Source organism: Pseudomonas gingeri (assembly GCF_013385635.1).
GTDB lineage: Bacteria > Pseudomonadota > Gammaproteobacteria > Pseudomonadales > Pseudomonadaceae > Aquipseudomonas > Aquipseudomonas gingeri_A.
In genome coordinates this window covers 622,417-639,671 of the sequence record NZ_JACAPR010000010.1, presented here as the reverse complement: position 1 = coordinate 639,671, position 17,255 = coordinate 622,417, and the positions used below count along the sequence as shown (strand labels likewise).

Annotated in this window: 16 protein-coding genes; 10 read left to right on the top strand and 6 right to left on the bottom strand. The window is 63.2% G+C overall.

Translation table 11 applies throughout. The features are described from left to right. Positions 1–30: 30 nt before the first annotated feature. The 6 genes from HX851_RS13315 (at position 31) to HX851_RS13290 (ending at position 7,664) form a co-directional block, all read left to right on the top strand. Positions 31–1,665, top strand: coding sequence for an ABC transporter substrate-binding protein (locus HX851_RS13315; RefSeq protein ID WP_177065640.1), 1,635 nt, complete (start codon positions 31–33; stop codon positions 1,663–1,665). A gap of 74 nt (positions 1,666–1,739) precedes the next feature. Beyond that, on the top strand, positions 1,740–2,693 hold the full coding sequence (locus HX851_RS13310; RefSeq protein ID WP_177065639.1) for an ABC transporter permease: 954 nt from the start codon (positions 1,740–1,742) through the stop codon (positions 2,691–2,693). Then, positions 2,690–3,526, top strand: coding sequence for an ABC transporter permease (locus HX851_RS13305; protein WP_177065638.1), 837 nt, complete (start codon positions 2,690–2,692; stop codon positions 3,524–3,526). Before HX851_RS13310 ends, HX851_RS13305 begins: the two co-directional genes overlap by 4 nt. A gap of 2 nt (positions 3,527–3,528) precedes the next feature. Then, positions 3,529–5,169 carry a dipeptide ABC transporter ATP-binding protein gene (locus HX851_RS13300; protein ID WP_177060032.1) on the top strand — a complete coding sequence of 547 codons (1,641 nt, stop codon included), beginning with the start codon at positions 3,529–3,531 and terminating at the stop codon, positions 5,167–5,169. Positions 5,170–5,270: 101 nt separating this feature from the next. Continuing rightward, complete coding sequence (locus tag HX851_RS13295; RefSeq protein WP_017124635.1) at positions 5,271–6,452, top strand: porin family protein; 1,182 nt, start codon at positions 5,271–5,273, stop codon at positions 6,450–6,452. A 336-nt stretch (positions 6,453–6,788) separates the two neighbouring features. Next, complete coding sequence (locus tag HX851_RS13290; protein ID WP_177060034.1) at positions 6,789–7,664, top strand: LysR substrate-binding domain-containing protein; 876 nt, start codon at positions 6,789–6,791, stop codon at positions 7,662–7,664. A 131-nt stretch (positions 7,665–7,795) separates the two neighbouring features. Here the strand turns inward: HX851_RS13290 and HX851_RS13285 are convergent, their stop codons facing one another. The 3 genes from HX851_RS13285 to fae are packed head-to-tail and all read right to left on the bottom strand — an operon-like array spanning position 7,796 to position 10,783. After that, complete coding sequence (locus tag HX851_RS13285) at positions 7,796–9,229, bottom strand: NAD-dependent succinate-semialdehyde dehydrogenase (RefSeq protein WP_177060036.1); 1,434 nt, start codon at positions 9,227–9,229, stop codon at positions 7,796–7,798. Continuing rightward, positions 9,226–10,260, bottom strand: a complete 1,035-nt coding sequence (locus tag HX851_RS13280; protein WP_017124638.1) for an aldo/keto reductase — start codon at positions 10,258–10,260, stop codon at positions 9,226–9,228. The genes HX851_RS13285 and HX851_RS13280 overlap by 4 nt, the downstream gene beginning before the upstream one ends. 10 nt (positions 10,261–10,270) lie before the next feature. Then, positions 10,271–10,783: a formaldehyde-activating enzyme gene (gene fae / locus HX851_RS13275; protein WP_177060141.1), complete on the bottom strand. Its 513-nt coding sequence runs from the start codon at positions 10,781–10,783 to the stop codon at positions 10,271–10,273. A 265-nt stretch (positions 10,784–11,048) separates the two neighbouring features. On the opposite strand from fae, the gene HX851_RS13270 reads away from it, so the two are divergent. Next, positions 11,049–11,267, top strand: a complete 219-nt coding sequence (locus tag HX851_RS13270) for a hypothetical protein (protein WP_017124640.1) — start codon at positions 11,049–11,051, stop codon at positions 11,265–11,267. A gap of 71 nt (positions 11,268–11,338) precedes the next feature. Here HX851_RS13270 and HX851_RS13265 read toward each other — a convergent pair whose 3' ends face one another. Beyond that, entirely contained in the window at positions 11,339–11,917 is a 579-nt protein-coding gene (locus tag HX851_RS13265; protein WP_042934683.1) for an LOG family protein, read from the bottom strand. A gap of 106 nt (positions 11,918–12,023) precedes the next feature. Between HX851_RS13265 and HX851_RS13260 the strand changes: the two genes are divergently transcribed. From HX851_RS13260 to HX851_RS13250, 3 genes are all read left to right on the top strand, one after another. After that, entirely contained in the window at positions 12,024–12,677 is a 654-nt protein-coding gene (locus HX851_RS13260) for a TetR/AcrR family transcriptional regulator (RefSeq protein ID WP_017124642.1), read from the top strand. A gap of 85 nt (positions 12,678–12,762) precedes the next feature. Next, positions 12,763–14,739: a hybrid sensor histidine kinase/response regulator gene (locus HX851_RS13255; protein ID WP_042934684.1), complete on the top strand. Its 1,977-nt coding sequence runs from the start codon at positions 12,763–12,765 to the stop codon at positions 14,737–14,739. A 719-nt stretch (positions 14,740–15,458) separates the two neighbouring features. After that, on the top strand, positions 15,459–15,809 hold the full coding sequence (locus tag HX851_RS13250; protein ID WP_017124644.1) for a hypothetical protein: 351 nt from the start codon (positions 15,459–15,461) through the stop codon (positions 15,807–15,809). 75 nt (positions 15,810–15,884) lie between these two features. On the opposite strand, the gene HX851_RS13245 is transcribed toward HX851_RS13250, so the two are convergent. Both HX851_RS13245 and HX851_RS13240 read right to left on the bottom strand, forming a co-directional pair. Then, positions 15,885–16,463, bottom strand: coding sequence for an antibiotic biosynthesis monooxygenase (locus HX851_RS13245; protein WP_017124645.1), 579 nt, complete (start codon positions 16,461–16,463; stop codon positions 15,885–15,887). A gap of 66 nt (positions 16,464–16,529) precedes the next feature. Next, the gene (locus HX851_RS13240; RefSeq protein WP_177060042.1) at positions 16,530–17,174 is read right to left on the bottom strand and encodes a hydrolase; all 645 of its coding nucleotides are present in this window, start codon (positions 17,172–17,174) and stop codon (positions 16,530–16,532) included. Between the last annotated feature and the right edge of the window lie 81 nt (positions 17,175–17,255).

The following is a 17,255-nucleotide window of genomic DNA, read 5'->3' as shown; positions in this document are numbered from 1 at the left end:
GCACCAACGCCCAAGTATTCGGAGAGGCTCATGAAAGATTTGCAGACCCTGGACGGCTCCGCGCCGCATCCAGCCGTGGAAGACCTGTGCACCCAAGCCAAGGGCGGCCAGATCAGCCGCCGGCAATTTCTCCACACCGCGACCCTGCTGGGGATCACCGCCGCCAGCGCCGGCAGTTTCCTCGGTCCGGTACTCTTCGGCGAGTCGGCCCAGGCCGCCGAAACCCAACCTCCACGCATGGGTGGCAGCCTGCGCTTTGCCTGCGCCATCCAGGAAATCCAGGACCCGATGCTGATCACCTGGATCGAAGCGTCGAACCTGATGCGCAACAGCCTGGAATACCTGACCTGGGTCGATGCCGAAAACATCACCCATCCGTACCTGGCTGAAAGCTGGAAACCCTCCGACGATCTCAAGGAATGGACCTTCAACCTGCGCCAGGGCGTGAAGTGGAGCAACGGCGACGACTTCAACAGCGACGACGTTGAACACAACTTCAAGCGCTGGACCGCCGCCGACTCCAAGTCGGTCAACCGCACCGCGTTCCAGGACATCAGCGCCTTCGAGAAACTCGGTCCCTACCAGTTCAAGCTGGTGCTCAAGCGATCGATCCTGGCGATCCCGGAAATGCTCAACGCCTTCACCTGCTCCATCGTCCACCGCAGCTTCAAGCCCGGTGACGACTGGTCGAAGAACCCGCTGGGCACCGGCCCGTTCAAGCTCGCCTCGTTTGCCGTGAACAAGCAGGCGACCTTTGCCAGGCGCGCCGACTACTGGGGCAAGCCGGCCTACCTCGACGAGCTGCGCTACGTCGACATGGGCACCGATGTCTCCACTCAGCTCGCCGCCCTCCAGGCCGGCCAGGTCGATGTGCTGTACCGCGTCACCGTCGCCGAACTGGACCTGGCCAAGCGCCTGCCGAATGCCAAGCTGCTGACCTGCAAATCGGCGCAGACCGTGGTAATGCGCATGGCCGTGGACCAGAAGCCGTTCGACGACCTGCGCATCCGCAAGGCCGTGGCGCTCTGTGCCGACAATGCGCAGATGCTCAAGATCGCCTATCGCGGCATGGGTACCCTGGGCGAAGACCATCACGTCGCCCCGTCCCACCCGGAATATTTCCCACTGCCCAGGCGCGCCCGTGACGTGGCCAAGGCCAAGGCATTGCTGGCCGAGGCCGGACACCCCAATGGCCTCGACATCGACCTGATCGTCGGCAACACCCAGGGCCGCTACGAACAGGACACCGCGCAGATCCTCCAGCAGAACTGCCTGGAAGCCGGCATCCGCATCAACCTCAAGGTGATTCCCGCCACCCAGTACTGGCCGATCTGGGACAAGGCCGCTTTCAGCCTCACCTACTGGGCCCATCGCCCGCTGGGAGTGATGTCCCTCGAACTAGCCTACCGCAGCGGCGCGGCATGGAACGAAAGCCATTACGCCGACCCGGCCTTCGACGCGGCGCTGGATCAGGCCATGGGTATCGTCGATCCGAAACAGCGAGCAGTGGCGATGCAGAGCGTGGAGCAGATCCTCCAGGACGCCTGCGTCATCGTCCAGCCGTTCTGGGCCGACAAGTTCACCGCGACCTCGCAGAAGGTCCAGGGCTTCCTGGTGCACCCATCGGACTTCTACCCGATGAACGAGACCTGGCTCAGCGCCTGATCCGACCTTTGAACAATGAGCTCGCCCACCCCGGTGCGGCGAGCCGCTCACTTCATTAGCCGGAGCACGCAAATATGGCTGATTTCCTGTGGCGCAAGCTACTGGCCCTGGCGGCAACCCTGCTGTCGGTGTCACTGATTGTCTTTTTCGCACTGGAGCTGAATATCGAGGATGTCGCGATCAACGTCCTCGGTCCCTACTCCGCCGCCGACCAACGAGCCGCCTGGCTCACCGAACATGGCTATGACCAGCCGTTCCTGTGGCGCTACCTGGTCTGGCTGAAGGACTTCGTCACTGGTCACTGGGGCACCTCGGTGCACTTTCGTACGCCCGTGGTCGACCTGCTGCTGCCCAACCTCGGCCAGACCCTGATGCTCGCCGGACTGGCGCTGCTGATCATGGTCCCGGTCGCCTTGACCCTGGGTGTTCTGGCGGGGATTCGCCAGGGCTCGGCGATGGACCGGCTGGTGTCGTTCCTGTCGATCGTCACCACCTCGATCCCGGACTTCGCCAGTGCGGTGTTCGTCTCGGCGATCTTCGTCTTCTGGCTCAACTGGCTGCCGGGTGTCAGCAGCATGGAAGACGGCTTCAGCGCCCTGCAACTGGCGATGCCGCTGATGGTGCTGTGCCTGTTCGGGGTCGGCTACCTGGCACGGATCACCCGGGCCTCGATGGTCGAGGTGATGCAGGCGCCGTACATCCGCACGGCCCGCCTCAAGGGCGCGTCGACCCGGCGTATCGTCCTGCGCCATGCCCTGCGCAATGTGCTGATCGCGCCCATCACGGTGATCATGTTGTACATCCCGTGGCTGCTGTCGAACGTCATCGTGGTCGAGGTGTTCTTCGCCTACAAGGGCTTCGGCTCACTGCTCTACACCGCGTCGCTGAACCACGACGTCTACCTGATCGAAGCCTGCGCGATGATCAGTGCCCTGGTGGTCGGCGCGACCAAGATCTTCTCGGACCTGGCCTACACCTGGCTCAACCCGCGCATCACCTTGCGCAGCCTTGGCGGGAGTGCCCAATGAACCTGTTGCATGCTTTCAAGAACCCGCTCGCGGCCCTCGGCCTGTTCCTGGTCGGCGGCTGGGTGCTGCTGGCGATCTTCGCGCCCTGGCTGGCGCCCCATGACCCGCTGGAAAGCTTTACCCCGCTGCTGACGCCGTTCAGCGACGACGCCAGCGGCCAGACCTTCCTGCTCGGCACCGATGTGCTGGGCCGGGACATTCTCTCGCGGCTGATCTGGGGCACCCGCACGGTACTGCTATGGTCGACCCTGGCGACGCTCACCGCGTTCGCCGTCGGTATCGCCATGGGCCTGTGCGCCGGCTACTTCAACGGCTGGGTCGACGCGGTGCTGTCCTATGTCGCCGATACCGTGCTGTCGTTCCCGGTGCTGGTGCTGTACATCGTGATCATCATCGCCCTCGGCGCCTCGGCGCTGAATATCCTGATCGCGGTGACGTTCACCAGCGCCCCGGCGATCTTCCGGATCATGCGCGCACTGACCATCGACCTGCGCTCGCGAGACTACGTGCTCAGCGCCGTCACCCAGGGCGAAGGCGCGCTGCGGATCATGACCGTGGAAATCCTGCCCAACTGCGGCGGCCCGCTGATCGTCGATTTCTGCCTGCGCATCGGCTACACCGCGATCATGATCGGCGCCCTCGGCTTCCTCGGCCTCGGCCTGCCACCGCCGACCCCGGACTGGGGCGGCATGATCAACGAAGGCCGCAGCATGGCCATCGCGTTTCCCCACCTGGTGATCTTCCCGTGCATTGCCATCTCTACCCTGATGCTGGGCCTGAGCCTGCTGGCGGACGGCCTGGACGAACACGCCCAGAAAGGCACAAGGAGTTGAGCATGAGCAATCCCCCCGTACTGCGCATCGAAGGCCTGTCCATCGAGTTGCCTCCGGGCGCCGACCGCAGCCATGCGGTGCAGCAGATCGACCTGGAAGTGCGCAAGGGCGAAATCCTCTGCGTGATCGGCGAGTCCGGCTCGGGCAAGTCGGTGCTCTCCGGCGCGATCATGGGCGACTACGCCAAGGGCCTGCGCCACAGCCAGGGTCGTATCGATTTTCTCGGCGACGATATCTGCCGCATGGACGAAGCGCGCCTGCGCACCCTGCGCGGCAACCGCATCGCGATGATTTTCCAGGAGCCCATGGCGGCGCTCAATCCGGCGATCCGCATCGGCGACCAGGTGCAGGAGATCTTCGAGATCCACGCCCCCCGGATGCCGCTGCAGGAGCGTCGCGAGCGCATGCTCGCCCTGCTCGAATCGACCCACTTGCCGGAACCGCCGCGCATCGCCGACAGCTATCCCCATCAACTCTCCGGCGGCCAGTGCCAGCGGGTGGTGATCGCCATGGCGCTGGCGATGAACCCCGACCTGCTGATCGCCGACGAGCCGACCACGGCCCTCGACGTGACCACCCAGGCCCAGGTACTGAAGCTGATCCGCGAGCTGCGCGGACGCGGCCAGCACGGCATCCTGTTCATCACCCACGACTTTGGCGTGGTGGCGGAAATCGCCGACCGCATCGCCGTGATGGAAGGCGGCCGGCTGGTGGAAATCGGCGAGCGTGAGCAGGTCCTGCAGGCGCCCCGCCACCCATACACACGCAAGCTGATCGCCGCGGTCCCGGCGCTGAATCCGGAACTGCACGTGCCCTGTGCCGACGGTGAAATGGCCCTGCGTATCGAGCACCTGAACAAGACCTACAACGTCGACGGGCGCCGGGTCCAGGCCCTCAAGGATGTGTCGCTGCAATTGCCCCGGGGCAAGACCCTGGCCATCGTCGGCGAATCCGGCTCGGGCAAGAGCACCCTGGTCAAGGCCGCCATCCGCCTGGTGGACAGCGACAGCGGGCATGTCTGGCTCGGTGACAGCGACTTCCTCGCCCTCAAGGGCGCGGCGCTGACCCGGGGCCGGAGGCAGATCCAGATGATCTTCCAGGACCCCTACGGCTCACTCAACCCGCGCCACCGGATCGGCGACATCATTGCCCGCGCGGCCCAGTTGCGCGGTCTCTCGGCCAAGGATGCCTGGATCGAGGCCGGCGATCTGCTGGAGCAGGTCGGGCTCAAGCGCGACGCCCTGAAACGCAAGCCCAGGCAGTTCTCCGGCGGCCAGCGCCAGCGCATCGGTATTGCCCGTGCCCTGGCCATGCGCCCGCAAGTGCTGATCGCCGATGAAAGCGTCTCGGCCCTCGACGTCTCGGTGCAGAAACAGGTCCTGGAGTTGCTGGCCGAACTGCAGCAGCGGCTGAACCTGAGCATCCTGTTCATCACCCATGACCTGCGCGTGGCGGCGCAGATCAGCGACCACATCGCGGTGATGCGCCAGGGCGAGGTCGTCGAATACGGCACCGCCGAACAAGTGCTGTTGCAGCCTCGGCATGCCTACACCCAGACCCTGCTCGCGGCGGCACCGGGAGCGTCGGTGCGACCGCCGCCGCTGGCCGGGCCGGCACCCGGTCTGAGTGTCGTCAACCACTAGACAAAGGCTTTCCACCCTTTCATCCAGACCGCGGTCCTTGCCGCGGCCGGGATGGCTGTTGCCAACGATAAACCAAAAAAACCTAGATCCACGGAGCAAACATGCACATCACTTCGAAACGGGCCTTGCGCTCGCTCACCCTGATACCGCTGTTGGGCACCCTCGCCGCGCCGGCGTTCGCGGTGCAGGTCACCGATAACCTCGATCTCGGCGGCGCCATCCGCGCCCGCTGGGACTACGACCCGGATCGCGATATCCAGACCTTCAACTTCGACACGGCGTTCCTCACCGCCAAGTACAACTCCGATACCTGGATCGCCGCCGCGAAGTACCGTTTCTACGGCAAGTACTACCCCTACAAGTACACCGATCGGATCGGCGCGGTGCAGTTCGCCGAGACGGCCTGGGTCGGCTACAAGTTCAACCCGGACCAGCAGGTCCAGGTCGGCCTGAACCAGGTGCCGTTCGGCCTGCAGCCCTACTTCGGCAGCACCTTCTACGAGACCCTGGGCAACGTGGTCGGCCTGGAAGACGTCGAGCAGGTGGGTGCCAAGTACATCCAGCAATACGGCGACTGGAACATCCAGGCCGGCTACTACCTGCGCCCGGCGCTGCAAGGTCGCGGCACCAGCAATGGCGAGACCTATTCCACCGTGGTGTCCAAGGCCGACGGTTATGTCGCCGATGGCAGCGACAACCAGGAACACAACACCGTCGTGCTGCGGGTGGCCAAGTCCCTGCAATTGGGTGACTGGAAATCCGAAGTGGGCCTCTCGGGCCTGACCTCGACCCTGGAAAACCGCGACACCAACGAAGACGGCCGGCGCAATGCCGTGGCCGTGCACTACATCGGCAAGAACGGCCCGTGGGGCGTGCAACTGCAGGCCGCCCGCCAGCAGATGTCGCCACGCAACCCCGGCACCAACGAGGTGGTGACCTTCGGCGGCTATGACGGCACCTTCAACGTCGCCAGTCGCGGCAACCTCTACGTCGCCGACCTGAGCTACGACGTCGATGGCAAATACCTGTTCGACCAGATCAGCGGGATCAAGCTGTACGCCAACTACAGCGCCTTCGACAAGTCGAACGAGGACTTCAAGACCTCACAGCGGCTGATCCTCGGTACTTCGTTCTCGGTGAGCAAACTGTGGATCGCCACCGAATGGCTGATCGGCAAGAACGATCCGTACATCGGCGGCAGCAGCTACACCCAGAGCCTGGGCGCCGGCGGCAGCAACCAGCTGGAAAACCAGCTGTACATGAACATCGGCTACTACTTCTGACACCGTCACCTGTGGGAGGGGGCTTGCCCCCGAAACTTCTGGCGGCTTCCAGGGCCTCCTGGCGGGCAAGCCTGCCTACGGGGGATGGCTACTGAGCTGCACGTGTTCCCGTTCGTTGCGCGTCTTTGCGTGGGTTCGGCCTGGTCCGCCGGCCCACGTTTTTTTCTCCCTCCCCCCGGCGATTATTTCGCCCGCGCGCTCATGCAGCGCTTGCATCGGCCCGCCGCTGATAGTCAGATACCCCCTACAGAAAAACCGCTTCACGAAAACAACAATAAGCCGACTCCAGATCTGTTTCCGACAGGCGCACGAGGGTCGGTCCGGAGTATGACTTTCATGCGTCAACTGCCCTCGCTGAACATGCTGCGCGTGTTCGAGGAAGTCGCCCGTCATCGCAGCTTCAGCCAGGCCGCCGCTTCGCTGAACGTGACCCAGGGCGCCGTCAGCCGCCAGATCAAGCAACTGGAGGATTACCTCGGCGTGGCGCTGTTCGTGCGTACGCCCCGGGGCCTGTCGCTGACCGAATCGGGCAGCGCCCTGTCACCGCACCTGGGGGATGCCTTCGACCATATCGAACGTGCTTTGGAAGCCGTGCGGGTACCGAACCTGCGCCAACGCTTGCGCATCCTCGCGCCGCCGACCTGGGCCACGCGCTGGCTGTCGGCGCATCTGCGCGCCTTCTGCCAGCGTTATCCGGATATCAGCCTGAGCGTGACCAACCAGGCCGACCGCGATAGCCAGGCCGAGGTCGACTGTCATATCCGCTTCGGCCTGGAAGCCGCGTCCCATTGCAGCAGCCATCTGCTGGTGATGGAACGGCACATGGCGGTGGCCAGTCCGGAGTTGTTCGAAGGGGGCGAGGCACCGGACCTGCGGCGCAATCCGCTGTTGCATATCCTGCACGACGGCAAGCGCCTCAAGGTCTGGGAGAACTGGCTGGCGGCCATGGGCCGTGACGATGTCGATGCGCGGCAGGGCCTGGAATTCAGCACCCTGGACCAGGTCATCAACACCGCGCTGGCCGGCGGTGGGCTGGCGGTGATCGACCGGCAGATGATCGAGAAGGAACTGGCCAATGGCAGCCTGTTGCCGATCACCCCCGTGGAGGTGATCGGGCCTTATGGCTACTGGCTGGACGTGGCGAACGACAAGCAGGGGCTGTCGAAAGTGCGGTTGTTTACCGAGTGGTTGAGCCTGGTGAGCAATCCCTGACTCAAGGCTATGTCCTGGTGGAATGCAAAACTGTAGGAGCCGGCTTGCTGGCGATGGGGCCAGTGAGCCTTGCATCGCTTGAACGACCGCTATCGCCGGCAAGCCGGCTCCCACAAGGGGGCGTGGGTACCTTAGAGACCACCCATCAGCAGGTATTTGATCTCCAGGTAGTCGTCCAGACCGTAGTGCGAGCCTTCACGTCCCAGGCCCGACTCCTTGATACCGCCGAACGGCGCGACTTCGGTGGAGATGATCCCTTCGTTGATTCCCACCATCCCGGCTTCCAGCCCTTCGGCCATGCGCCAGACCCGGCCGATATCGCGGCTGTAGAAATACGCCGAGAGCCCGAACGGTGTGTCGTTGGCCCGACGCAGCACTTCATCCTCGTCCTTGAAGCGGAAGCACGCGGCCACCGGGCCGAAGGTTTCCTCCTGGGCGATGAGCATGCGGTCGCTGGCTTCGGTGAGGATGGTCGGCTCGAAGAAGGTTGCGCCCAACGCGTGACGACGACCGCCGCACAACAGCCTGGCGCCCTTCTCCAGCGCATCGCCGACATGCTGCTCGACCTTGTCCAGCGCGGCGCTGTTGATCAGCGGGCCCTGCTCGGTCTCGCCGTCCAGGGCGCTGCCGACACGCATGGCCTTGACCGCTTCGGCCAGCTTGGCGGTGAACGCGTCATACACGCCGTCCTGGATGAAGAAGCGGTTGACGCAGACACAGGTCTGTCCGGTGTTACGGAACTTCGAGGCCATTGCGCCCTTCACCGCCGCGTCCAGGTCGGCATCGTCGAAGACGATAAAGGGGGCGTTGCCACCCAGTTCCAGCGAGACCTTTTTCAAGGTGTCGGCGGCCTGGCGCATCAGCAGTTTGCCGGTGCGGGTCGAACCGGTGAACGACAGCTTGCGCACCACCGAAGAGGCCTGCAGCGCACCACCGATGGCGACCGCATCACCGGAAACGATGTTGAACACGCCCGCCGGAATGCCCGCCTGCTCGGCCAGTACCGCCAGGGCGAAGGCCGACAGCGGCGTCTCTTCCGAAGGCTTGAGGATCATCGTGCAACCGGCGGCCAGGGCCGGGCCGACCTTGCGGGTGACCATCGCCAGGGGGAAGTTCCACGGGGTGATGGCCGCCACCACGCCAATGGCCTCCTTGGTGACGATGATCCGCGCATCGGCCTTGTGACTGGGGATCACATCGCCGTAGGCGCGTTTGGCTTCCTCGCCGAACCACTCGAGGAAACTCGCGGCATAGACCACTTCGCCCATGGCTTCGGCCAGCGGCTTGCCCTGTTCGCGGCTGAGCAGGGTGGCGAGCTCGCGCTGGTTGCCCAGCATCAACTCGCTCCAGCGCTTGAGGCGTACGCTGCGCTCCTTGGCGGTGAGCTTGCGCCAGGCCGGCAAGGCACGCTCGGCGGCGGCGATGGCAAGATCAGTTTCCTCGGCCCCGGCGCGTTGCACCTGGGCAATCAGTTCGCCATTGGCCGGGTTGAGCACCGGATAGCTCGGGCCGCCGCTGGACCATTGGCCATCGATGTAGTTGCCAGTACGGATCAGCTCGCTCATGCCACGGCCTCGGTCAGGGTGAAGGCTTCCCGGACCGGACGGGCCGAGCGCAGGATACGTTTGCCGGCGGTGTAATCGTTGATCACATCGCACGGGGTGTAGTTGCGTTCCAGCTCGTACAGCTCGTCGGCATCCAGCCGGGTTTCCAGGGCCGCCAGGGCACTGTCGAACTGTTCGGTGGTGTCGGCGCCCACCAGCATGCAATCCACGCCAGGGTGATTGGCGACCCAGGCCTGGGCGATCTGCGCATTGGAGACGCCGCGACGGCGCGCCACGCGCTGTACCGAATGGGCGATCTCGAACGAAGCTTCGTCGCTGTACATCTGCTGGGTGAAAAAGTCGGTCTGGTTGCGGGTCGACTGCGCGTCACCGGTCAGCAGGCCACGGGCCAGCGGGCTGAACACCGACACTCCAAGGCCCTGGTCGCGGCAGAACGGGATCATCTCGCGCTCTTCTTCACGGTAGGCGCAGTTCAGTTGCAGTTGCATGTTGATCGGCTTGACCCAGCCATTGCGCTCGCAGGCCATGAGGATCTTCGCCAGTTGCCCGGTGAGCATGGTCGAGACACCGATATAACGGGCCTTGCCGGAACGCACGATATCGTTCATGGCGCTCATGGTTTCTTCGACCGGGGTGTTGACGTCGAAGTAATGCAGCATGAAGACGTCGACATAGTCCATGTCCAGGCGTTTGAGCGAGGCGTCGATGCTGTCCATGATGTGCTTGCGCGAATGGCCGCTGGCGTTGATCCCGCCGCGGGTGCCGTAGCCGACCTTGGTGGTCACCACGATGTCTTCGCGACGGACCAGGCGCTTGAGAATGCGCCCCACCACTTCCTCTCCGACGCCGGCGGAATAGAAGTCGGCCAGGTCGATGAAGTTCACCCCGTTGTCCAGCGCATGCTTGACGATCGGCTCGCTTTTCTTCTCGTCGAAGATCCACGGTTTCCAGTCCGGCGTGCCCATGTTCATGGTGCCGAGGCAGAGCTTGGAGACTTGCAGGCCGGAGTTGCCCAGACGAATGTAGTGCATGGCGCGGACCTCAGGCTTTCGGGGTGTAGAAAGGGTTGGCGACGTGGTCGACCACATCGGCGAGCTGGGCGCGTACCGGCAGGCCGGTCAGGGCGGCGCGGATCGCGGTGCGGCAGGCGTTGTAGTTGTTCAGGTAGACCGCATCGAGGTCATCGCAGGACGGGTTGACCCAGTTGGCGGTAACGATTGCCCACTCGTCCTCGGCTTCGGCCGGCAGGGTGCCGTCGAGCAGTGCTTCGAGCACGGCCTTGGCGATCCCGGCCTGGGACGCGCCCCAGGTGGCATTGCCGTGGAAATCACTGCCGATGGCGGCCTTGTTGACATAGAGGGTCATCGGCTTGACCGGGATATTCGGCTGGGCGATCACCATGAACGGGCAATGGCCCTGGCTTGGCGACGCGAGGCTGTTGGCGAACGCCTGGCCGGCCGGACCGTTGCGCGGGCCGATCAGGATGTTGATATGAGCGGCGTTCACGCCGGGGCCTTCGAAACCTTCACCGATGTAGAGGTCTTGTTCTTTCATGGTCATGTGCAAACGCTCTTTGTTGTTATGAATGAGCTGGTGTTTGCACTTTTTTATCACTGGCTCCGGAGGGAGCTGTAACCATTAAAAGTCATGGTGGCATGAGGTTTTGTCATGCCCCAGGGAACGCGGCAAGCCATCTGTAATGGCATGGGCGGGTCGTTGCGGGAAAGCAGGACTGGTAGCTGGCACCTGATGGAAATATGATTCCCGCCAGGGCCGCTCAAGGGGAGCAGCCATAGGACATCATCCGAAAAGGAATCCCATGAAAGACTTCGTCATCGGCGTCAACAATACCGTTCTGTACATCGCCCTGGCCTTCATCTGGCTGATCGGCCTGATTGCCATGTTCAGCAGCAGCTTCCTCGCCGGCCTGGGCGGCCTGATCGGCGGCACACTGGTGTGGTGCATCATTTCCGGCTTCTGGTTCGTCCAGTCGGCGACCTATGAAGAACTGCGCAAGCTGAACGCGAAAAGCAACTGATACCCAGGTTGACGCAGTACCCGCGGCCTCTTCGGAGGCCGCGTTCGTTTCACTGTCGTGATCACACAAACTCAGGTGTTCTGCTCATCAATCCACTTGGTGACCTTGGGCGGCTGGTAGGCATGGATAGCAGCCAACAAGGCCGGCACGTCCGGGGCGGTAATGAGCATGTCGCGGTGCACCGGCTTGACGAACTGCTCCTCGACGATGTGATCGAGAAAGCCCGCCAGCCCGCTGTAGAAACCTTCGATATCCAGCAGAGCACAAGGCTTGTGGTGATACCCCAGCTGCGCCCAGGTCCAGACTTCGAACAGTTCTTCCAGGGTGCCGAGGCCGCCCGGCAACGCGATAAAACCGTCGGACAGCTCGGCCATCAGTGCCTTGCGCTCGTGCATCGAACCGACGATATGCAGTTGGCTCAAGCCTTCGTGGGCGATTTCCTTGTCGGCCAGGGCATGGGGAATCACGCCGATGACCTCGCCGCCCCGGGCCAGCGCCGCATCCGCCGCCGCCCCCATCAGGCCGACCGCGGCGCCACCGTAGACCAGGCCGATGCCGGCAGCCGCCAGCGCGTCGCCCAACTGTCGCGCGGCCTCGATATAGCCGGGCCGGCGCCCGGAGCTGGAACCGGAAAAGATGCACAATCGCATGCTCGTTACCTCTGGAAAAACGCAGTCGTGAAAGGGATACCCGCACTCGCACCATATACGCTACGATGCGTAGCGAATCCTAGCACTCTCCCGCGAAGCTTTGAAGATGAAATCCGGACTGACTGACCGCCCTGCTGCCAAAGAACCCGCTACTCCCGCTGCGGGGCGCCCCAGAAGCAGCGATGCCACGGAGGCCGTACGCAAGGCAGCGCTGGCGCTGGCCCACGAGGGCGGGATCGCCCAGGCTACCGTCGAACGGATCGCGCAACGCAGCGGTGTGGCCAAGACCACGATCTACCGACGCTGGCCGAGCGCCGGCGCAATCCTGATGGACGCTTTCCTGGCGGAAATCTCACCCTTTATCGAATACGTCGAAGAGCCGACCATCAGCGCCACCTTTCGCCGTGCCGTGGCGGAACTGATCCGGGCGCTCGAAGGTTCGCGGGGCCGCCTGCTGCGCCATCTGCTGGCGGCCGCACAACTGGACGAACAACTGCAGCGGGCGTTCTGGGAAAACTGGATCGAGCCACGTCGCGTCCAGGGCCGGGCCCTGCTGATCCGTGCCCGGGAACGCGGCGAGCTTGAGCCGGGGATCAACCTGGAGGTGCTGATGGATCTGCTGTTCGGCGCGGTCTACTATCGCCTGATGATTCCCTATGCGCCGCTGGACGAGACGTTTGCCGAACAACTGATCGAACAGGTCTTTGCCAATACCGCGCGTCGCTCTGCGCCGGTAAACGCCGACATCACCACGCGCTGAACACTTGCTCCACCCAAACGGTCATACTCCTCGGCAAGCCGTGTCCTGATACCATTCGATCAGCTATTTCCTGCATGGGGTCATCATGGAAGTTTCCGGAAGCCGGACGTTCGAGCAACTGGCCGAGCGAGAAGCGCATTATCGAACCATGTTCGAGGCTGTCGACACGGGCTTCTGCACCATCGAAATGAAGTTCGACGCCGCCGGCAACGCGTTGGATTACCGTTTTATCGACATGAATCCGGCGTTCGAACGCGAGACCGGGCTGGTCGGCGCCCAGGGCCGCTGGGTACGCGACCTGATCCCCGGCCATGAACAGCACTGGTTCGATATCTACGGCGAAGTCGCCCTGACCGGTGTGCCGCAGCGCTTTGAAAACCAGGCCCAGGCACTGGGACGCTGGTACGCCGTGCATGCGTTCCGTGTCGGCAGCATGGGCGAGCACAAGGTCGCGGTGTTCTTCAACGACATTACCGAACGACGCCAGGCGGAAACCGCACTCAAGCAACTGAACGCCTCGCTGGAACAGGAGGTCGCCTCCCGTACCGATGATCGCAACCAGCTATGGACGCTCTCCTCCGACATCATGCTGCGCTGCAGCTTCGATGGCCAGATCATCGCCATCAACCCCGCATGGACCGACACCCTGGGCTGGAACGAAAGCGACCTGCTCGGCAGTTCGCTGTATGACCTGATTCATCCGGATGACCTGGAGCGCACCGTCGAAGGTGTCCGGCAGTCCGCCTCGGGGCACAGCCTGTTACGCTTCGAAAACCGCTATCGCTGCAAGAATGGCGGTTATCGCTGGATCAACTGGTCCTCCAGCCCGTCCGACCAGGTCATCCACGCCGTGGGTCGCGACTGCACCCTCGACAAGGAACAGGCCCTGGCCCTGGCCAAGGCCGAGGCACAGCTGCGCCAGAGCCAGAAGATGGAAGCCGTGGGACAACTGACCGGCGGCCTGGCCCATGACTTCAACAACCTGTTGACCGGTATCAGCGGCAGCCTGGAGATGCTCCAGACCCGGATCGACCAGGGCCGGGTGAACAATCTCGAACGCTATATCAACGCCGCGCTGATCGCCGCGCGCCGGGCCACGGCCCTGACCCATCGGCTGCTGGCCTTTTCCCGACGCCAGACCCTCGACTCCCGCGCCACCCACATCAACCGACTGATTACCGGGATGGAGGACCTGATACGGCGCACCGTCGGCCCGTCAATACAACTGGAGGCGAAGCTGTCCGATCGTCTGTGGACCACCCTGGTGGACCAGAACCAGCTGGAAAACTCTCTGCTCAACCTGTGCATCAACGCCCGCGACGCCATGCCCGACGGCGGTCGCCTGGTGATCGAAACCGCGAATATCAACCTCACATCGGCATCGGCCCTGGCCCTTGAGCTGCCGCCCGGCGGCTACGTCCACCTGAGCGTCGCGGACAGCGGCAGCGGGATGTCGGCGGATGTCTTGAGCAAGGCCTTCGATCCGTTCTTCACCACCAAGCCCCTGGGCTCCGGAACCGGTCTGGGACTGTCGATGGTCTACGGTTTTGCCCTGCAGTCCGGCGGCCAGGTACGGATCAACTCGCAACCCGGTGCCGGGACCCAGGTACGTCTCTACCTGCCGCGTCACTTTGCCGAGGCCGACGAGCCGGGCGTCCGCCACTCGCCACCGCCCTCCTTGCAGGCCACCGCCGGCGAAACGGTGCTGGTGGTCGACGATGAACCGCAGGTACGCATGCTGGAAGTCGAACTGCTGGAGGAACGTGGCTACAAGGTGCTGGAAGCCAGCGACGGGGTGGCCGGGTTGAAGATCCTGCAGTCACCGATCCGCATCGACCTGCTGGTCAGTGATGTCGGCCTGCCGGGCGGCATGAATGGCCGCCAGTTGGCGGAACTGGCCCGGCGCACACGGCCCGGGCTCAAGGTGCTGTTCGTCACCGGTTATGCCGAAAGCTCGGTGATCGGCAACGGTGACCTGGCGCCCGGCATGCAGGTAATGGCCAAGCCGTTTGCCCTCGACGACCTGGCCAACCGCGTGCGGGAGCTGATCAGCAACCTCTGACCCGTTCGTGTGTCATCCGAAGAAACCGTCTGGCATGCGTTGTCATCAATCGCGCAATTACCCTATTGCTGTTCGGCACAACCAATCAACAGCTCATCGCCGAGCACTTCAAAATGCGCCACCCATCTCGGCTTGCTGCACGGCCCAAACAGGGTGGCCACTCTAATCCGGAAAAACTCCAGACAAAAAAAAGCCCAAGCGGCTGATGGACGCTTGGGGCTTAAAAATGCATAAACCGTGGTAGGTGAACGCAGGGCTATATTAACTGAACGCCGAAACTTGTAACAAGATATTTGGAGCATCATTTCACATAAAATTCATCCTAACCCCTTCAATAACCACAGGTTTTTTCTGGTTATCGATCAAGTCCGGGCAAAGAAGAGCACTGTTTTGGTTCAACCAACCGAATCGACAACCTGTTTGCACCAAAGCAGTTCGCCTTGATGGTCGAAATAAATAAAAAAGGCCGCGGGAAACGGCCAAGGAGCATTCAGAGATAAAGGCACACAATAATTCTGGAAATAGAGGATCCGATGAGCGGCACATATACAGATAACAACCCGGCGACGGTTTTTATTCAGTGATACTGCAGCTTTTCTCGAAACCGGAAAGTTCCGCGGGCGAGAAAAAATATAAACCCGCGCAGCCCCTCAACAGCGTTTGCGTCGCTGCCCGCGCCCGGCGACAATTGGCGCTCCATTTATTTCGAGGTTCGCAACATGCGTAAAGCACTTACCGTCCTGGCGCTCAGCGCCCTGTTTGCCCAAGGCGCCATGGCTGCTGGCGGTACCCAGGCGGCGGTCGGCGGTGGCTTGGGTGGCGTCCTGGGCAACGTGGTCGGTCAGCAGATGGGCGGCAGCACCGGCGCAGCCATTGGTGCAGGCCTGGGCGGCGCGGCCGGCGGTGCCGTGGCAGCCAAGAAAGGCAAGAAGACCAAGGCTGCCCTCGGTGGCGGCCTGGGTGCGGCAGGCGGTTCGCTGTTGGGCAACAAGCTTGGCGGCAGCACCGGCGCGGCGATTGGCGCGGGCCTGGGCGGCGCGGCCGGCGGCGCACTGGGTGGTCGCAAGTAACACCCTCGCCCCCATGAAAAAACCCGACACAGGCTGTCGGGTTTTTTATGCTTTTTCCACGGTCCGGGCCCTGGATCAGCCCGCCCGCCGCGGTTGCAGCCAACGACTGAACAGACGCGTCACCCGCGGCATGAAGACATAGACCACCAGCAGGACGATGCTCAGGGTAATCAGCACATTGGCCTGCACGTACCCGCCCAGCCAGGGCAACAGCCCGAACACCGGCTTCCACACCTGCGGCACCAGGAACGTCAGCGGCAAAATCACCAGGAAGGTCACGCAGGCCTGTTTCCAGCGCGGTGGCGGTGCAGGCGTATCCGCTTGCGCCGGCGTGAACCAGAACTCACGGTCGTCGTTGATTTCCGTCTGATCGCCATCAGCCAGTAGAGAACGGGCCTGGTCGACCAGTTCGCGACGGTCGTCGGAATCCAGCCAGACCTGCAACTGCTCGGTGCTGGCAAACCGCAGCACGCTGGTGAACAGTGCCAGTCCACCGCTGTGCCCACGTACCACGTCGATTCCCAGATGCCCGGGATAACTGCGCGCCCTGGCGATGATCTGGCGCAGCCAGGCTTCGTACGCCTGGTCCCCGCCCTGCCTGATCCGATGCCGCACCAGCAAGGTGACCACGCCGTCGGCCAATTCGATATTCATGAGTGATTCCACCTGCCTGTGCAAAGCCGACGGGGCGGATGTGACCGGCACACCCGCCCCGCTCCATTACTTGACCTGACGCTGCGGTGCCTTGTGCACCATGGTGTAGGCGTAGTCCACGCCCATGCCGTAGGCGCCGCTGTGTTCGCGCACCAGTTCCATCACCGCGTCATAGGTTTCCTTGTGGGCCCAATCGCGCTGGAACTCGAGCAACACCTGCTGCCAGGTCACCGGCACCGCCCCGGCCTGGATCATCCGTTGCACGGACATGTCGTGGGCTTCCTGGGTGGTGCCGCCGGAAGCGTCGGTGACGATATATACCTCGTAGCCTTCGGCCAGCGCCTCCAGGGCGGGGAAGTTCAGGCAGACCTCGGTCCACAGCGCGGCCATGATCAGTTTCTTGCGCCCGGTGGCCTTGACCGCCTCGACGAACTTATTGTCTTCCCAGGAGTTCATCGAAGTGCGTTCGATGGGTTGAACACCCGGATTGACCGCCAGCAGTTCCGGCCAGATGTAGCCGCTGAAGCTTTCGGTCTCGACCGAGGTATAGATAGTCGGCACGTTGAAGATCTTCGCCGACTTGGCCAGGCCCACGGTGTTGTTCTTCAGGGTCTGGCGGTCGATCGATTGAACGCCGAAGGACATCTGCGGCTGGTGGTCGATCAGGATCAGGGCGGAGTTGGTCGGGTTGAGCAATTCACGAATGGACATGGCGAGTTCCTTTTGGCTGAGAGGGTCCGGGTAATCTGTCAGCTCGGCGCGTGCTCCGCTTGGAGGTATGTGCTGCCGGCT